General features: G+C 63.1%; 1 protein-coding gene and 1 pseudogene. One reads left to right on the top strand and one right to left on the bottom strand.

Going from position 1 to position 1,248, the window contains the following annotated elements:
• Window positions 1-186 (bottom strand): annotated as a pseudogene (locus tag VSR68_RS42445) (Tn3 family resolvase); the annotation flags it as partial.
• A gap of 111 nt (window positions 187-297) precedes the next feature.
• Here VSR68_RS42445 and VSR68_RS42450 point away from each other — a divergent pair.
• Window positions 298-1,248: TOTE conflict system archaeo-eukaryotic primase domain-containing protein (locus VSR68_RS42450; protein ID WP_342945370.1), on the top strand; the 951-nt coding region annotated here is incomplete at its 3' end.

Here is a 1,248-nt window from a genome sequence, read left to right on the forward strand (position 1 = left end):
CAGCCGGGAGCGCAGGGTATTGACCGCCAGGGTTTCTGCGTGATCGGCAAGGTACCGCGCGATCATGTCAGCGCTCGCAGGCAGAAAGCCGCCCCATTCAACCTCGAAATGCCGGAGCGCCGACTGGTAACTGCGCCGGGTGTTTTCGCGCGTCGCGGCTTCGATGTAGCGATCGATGGCAGACATGGCTCGTGGGTAAAATCAGGTGATCTATATCGGAGACGATGATATGCAACAACGAACATGTGCGCCAGCCGGCGTGCTCGATGGGAGACGGGGGTTTCAACCGGTGAAGCAATGAACGAAGGCAAGCTGTCACAGGCAGACTGGGAAAATTTCACACGCGAGGAGCTGCTCGCCGAGCTCACACGCCTGCAGGCAGAAATCGCGCGGCTCACCGCCTTGCTGCCGGCAACGCTTCCGGCGCAGGCAAAGCCCGTGCGGGTGACCCGGAACGAACCATCGCCAGCAGTGCGAAACATGGGTACCCCCGTACTTTCGCCGGAGCAGAAGGTACAGCTCTTCCGGCGGCTCTTTCGCGGTCGCACGGATGTCTATCCGCTACGCTGGGAAAGCCGCAATTCCGGAAAATCCGGCTACGCGCCGGCGTGCGCCAACGAATGGCGCGCCGGGATCTGCGACAAGCCCCGCATCCGCTGCGCCGACTGCGGGCATCGTGTACTGCTGACGCTGGACGACCAGGTCGTCTATGCGCACCTGGCCGGCGATCGCACGGTGGGCCTCTATCCGCTGATGCCGGACGGCACCTGCTACCTGCTCGCTGTCGATTTCGACGAGGAAGGCTGGCGTGACGATGCGCAGGCGTTCCGGCAATCCTGCCTCGAGATGGACGTGCCCGTATCGCTCGAAATCTCGCGTTCAGGCAATGGCGCGCATGCGTGGATCTTCTTCTCGTCGGCCGTCGCTGCACGCGACGCGCGACGGATGGGCTCAGCCATCATCAGCCACACCTGCGCCCGGACCCGTCAGCTCGAACTGACGTCCTACGACCGGCTCTTTCCAAACCAGGATGTGCTGCCCAAAGGCGGCTTCGGTAACCTCATTGCCCTGCCGCTGCAGAAGCAGCCACGCGAGCACGGTTGGAGCGTGTTTGTCGATGACGGCTTTCAGCCGTACGCTGACCAGTGGTCGTATCTCGCGTCCGTGCAAACCATGGACAGCCGCGACATCGAGGGGGTGATCTTTCGCGCCACGGGCGGTGCGCATCCGCTCGACGTCGCGTTCATC

This window comes from Paraburkholderia phymatum (assembly GCF_038900715.1).
GTDB lineage: Bacteria > Pseudomonadota > Gammaproteobacteria > Burkholderiales > Burkholderiaceae > Paraburkholderia > Paraburkholderia phymatum_A.